General features: G+C 68.7%; 5 protein-coding genes and 1 pseudogene. 2 read left to right on the forward strand and 4 right to left on the reverse strand.

What is annotated here, in order from left to right; translation table 11 throughout:
- On the forward strand, positions 1 to 423 hold a 423-nt coding region (locus tag JMF90_RS31170; protein ID WP_201325881.1), incomplete at its 5' end, for a helix-turn-helix domain-containing protein.
- A 41-nt stretch (positions 424 to 464) separates the two neighbouring features.
- Here the strand turns inward: JMF90_RS31170 and JMF90_RS40640 are convergent.
- From JMF90_RS40640 to JMF90_RS31185, 4 genes and pseudogenes are all read right to left on the reverse strand, one after another.
- Positions 465 to 596: a hypothetical protein gene (locus tag JMF90_RS40640; protein WP_023475972.1), complete on the reverse strand. Its 132-nt coding sequence runs from the start codon at positions 594 to 596 to the stop codon at positions 465 to 467.
- Between the two features lie 47 nt (positions 597 to 643).
- Complete coding sequence (locus JMF90_RS31180) at positions 644 to 1438, reverse strand: MFS transporter (RefSeq protein WP_236598064.1); 795 nt, start codon at positions 1436 to 1438, stop codon at positions 644 to 646.
- Between the two features lie 55 nt (positions 1439 to 1493).
- Positions 1494 to 1850 (reverse strand): annotated as a pseudogene (locus tag JMF90_RS40355) (MFS transporter); the annotation flags it as partial.
- Positions 1847 to 2212, reverse strand: coding sequence for a RidA family protein (locus JMF90_RS31185; RefSeq protein WP_006498454.1), 366 nt, complete (start codon positions 2210 to 2212; stop codon positions 1847 to 1849). The pseudogene JMF90_RS40355 and the gene JMF90_RS31185, both read right to left, overlap by 4 nt.
- Positions 2213 to 2346: 134 nt before the next feature.
- Between JMF90_RS31185 and JMF90_RS31190 the strand changes: the two genes are divergently transcribed.
- The coding region (locus JMF90_RS31190; RefSeq protein WP_201325882.1) for a TrmB family transcriptional regulator at positions 2347 to 3039 on the forward strand (693 nt) is incomplete at its 3' end.

Consider the following 3039-nt stretch of genomic DNA (forward strand, 5'->3'; position numbering starts at 1 on the left):
ACCGGCGCGCAAGGCAACGCGATGCGCAGCGCACTGGCGATGCGCGGGCAATTCGGCCGGATCGGCCGATCGTTGCGGATGATCCACGCCGATTACGCACGCCCGCTCGACGTGTCGCAACTGGCCGACGAAGCCGGCATGAGCGTGCCGAGCTTTCACAGTCACTTCAAGGCGATCACGCAGGTATCGCCGATGCAGTACCTGAAGTCGACGCGCCTGCATCAGGCGCGGCTGTTGATGGTGCGTCAGGACCTGACGGCGGAAGCGGCCGGCTACGCGGTCGGCTATACGAGCCCGTCGCAGTTCAGCCGGGAATTCAAGCGCCTGTTCGGCTTGACGCCGGCGAAGGAAACGCAGCGCATGCGCGCGAGCTTCGCGATTCCGCAGGCGTTCGACGATGCGGTGTTCGTGTCGTCGCATTGACGTCATTGACGTGCGCCGAACCGGGCGTGCGACGCACGCGCTCATCGCGCGGCATCGAGCGCGAGGCCGGCCAGCGACTTCAGGATGAACGCGGTCACGCCCCAGATGTCCTGCGGCTGATCGGCCCAATACCAACCGCCCGCACGTTCGCCGTCCGCGTCTTGCCGCGGCAAATCCGATTCACCAGCGCAGCGAACGGGAACACGACAATTTCCTCGGCTCAACCGGCCGACATCGGTTCGCCCGCGGCACTGACCGTCGCACGGGATGCCCCGATCCACCCGGCCGCCGTCACCGCACCGGCCGCGACGAGCATCATCGCGCCCCACCCGATCCATTCGACGAGCACGCCCGCCGCCACGGCGCCGCCTGCGCCGCCTGCGTAGTACAGCGTCAGGTACGCGGCGTTCAACGCACCGGCCCGCGCCGGCTGAATCGCCACGACCCGGGCCTGGTTCGCGACCTGGGCGGCGAAACAACCGGCATCGAACACGGCCAGCCCGACACCCAGCCAGCCCGGATGACCGAGTGCAACACCAAGCAGTAACGTGGCAAGCGCCGCCACGGCGAGTCCGCCGCCGATCACCGCTCGATCGCCGAAGCGATCCGTGAGCTTGCCAGCCACACGCGTCACGCCCAGGCCGAGCACGCCGGCGAGACTGTATGCGCCGATCTCGGCCGCCCCCATGCCGTACGGCGGCGCAGCCAGACGGATCGCCAGCCCCACCCAGACCAGATTGAACGCGAAGAACCACAGCATGCCGGCGCAGGTGCGGCGCCTCAGTGCGGCGCTGTCGCGCAATAGCCGCGGAATCGCGCCGATCGTGGCTGCGTGGCCGGAACGCCCTTCGGGGCGACCGCCGGGCAACAGCACGCCACTGCCGACGGCCGCCAGCGCCACGCAACCGGCCAATGCGAGCAGCGCACCGCGCCACCCGCACCATTGCGACAACGCGCCGCCGACGAAACGGCTCAGCAGGATGCCGGCGGAAATGCCCGCGGACACCACCCCCACTTGCCCCGCCGCGCCGCTGCGGCTCCGCGTGCTTGCCGACGACCGCGCTGCATTGTGCCGCGACCGTCGTGGCCGCCCCCACCAGCAGGAAGCAGGCGTCGAGCGCGAACGGCGTCGACGACAGCGACGCGCACGCGAGCAACGCCGCGAGCACGCCCATTTGCGCCGAAACGAGCGTGCGTGGACCGACCCGGTCGACCAGCGGCACCAGCAGCGCCAGGCCGGCCAGATAGCCGAGCATCGTCACGGACGCGAGGGTCGCCATCCGCGCGGCCGACACGCCGAAATCGCCGGCAATGGCCGACAGCGACGGCTGCAGCGCATAGCCGTTGGCGATCGCGACGCCCGCCGCGAGCGCAAGCATCGCGATCGCGGTGCGGGACAGGAATGCGTGCGGGCCGGTGGCCGTCATGCGGCGGTCCGGACCGCGATCGCCTCGACCTCGACCCGAATCTCCGGATCGACGAACGGCAACGCATGGACCAGCGAGAACGCCGGCCGGATCTCGCCGTATATCTCGCCATGCGCACGCGCCGCGTCTTCCCAATGGTCGAAGTCGGCGACCACCAGCCGGCTCTGGACGACATCCGACAGCGCGAATCCGCTGTCCGCGAGGACCTTGCCGAGCGTCGCCAACGCATCGCGCGTCTGCGCATACACGTCGTCGCCTTTGCCGGCCGTCCCCGACACGTAGATCGTGTTGTCGACGACCACGGCACGCGAATAGCCCACCTTGGGCTCCCACGGGGAGCCGGTACTGATCCGTTGACGCATCTTGATGATCCTCCTTGGCAAGGTTTGGAAATCTCACTTACTACTTCGGTAGTAAGTGAGATCGATTCTATACTACTCCGGTAGTTAATCAAGCACCGCCGTGATGCTGATCACGGCCATCCGAGTCCATCCACATGAACGAAAACGCGGAACTGATCACGTCCCTGATCCGGCTTGGCTTCACGCAATACGAGGCGCAGGCGTACGCGGCGCTCGTCGGCCAAGCCGCGTTGACGGGGGCAGAAGTCGGCCGGCGCGCCGGCATGCCGCCATCGAAGGTCTACGAGACCCTCGGCCGCCTGGAGGCGCGCGGCGCGGTGCTCGTCAACCGCTCCGAACCGGTCCGCTATGCCGCCGTGCCGCACCGCTCGCTGCTCGAAGAATTGCGCACGCGCTTCAACGCGGATCTCGAGCTGGCGGCGGGCGCGCTCGACCGGCTGCCGGTGCGGCAAGAGCCGGGGCTGGTCTGGTCGCTGAGCGGGCGGGAGGCGATCGTCAGCGCCTTCGCGCGCGTGATCGACCACGCGAAAACGGAAATCTTCGCGGGCGTCTGGGACGAAGAGATCGACGATCTCGGGCCGCTGCTCGAAGCGGCCGCGGCGCGCGGCGTCGATACGCACGTGGCGATCTACGGCACGCGCACACTCGACGGGCCGCGTCACTACGACATGGCCAAATGCGGCGCCAGCGCGAGACTTCGGCTCTCCGGAAGGCGGCTGGCCGTCGCGGTCGCGGACGACACCGAGGCAGTGGTCGCGGAATTCGGCGATCAGTCGCCCGACCTGGCGACGCTGACGACCAATCCGGTCATCGCGCTGCTCGCGGTC

Source organism: Burkholderia sp. E168m23 (assembly GCF_016586125.1).
In the GTDB taxonomy this organism is placed as follows: domain Bacteria; phylum Pseudomonadota; class Gammaproteobacteria; order Burkholderiales; family Burkholderiaceae; genus Burkholderia; species Burkholderia orbicola.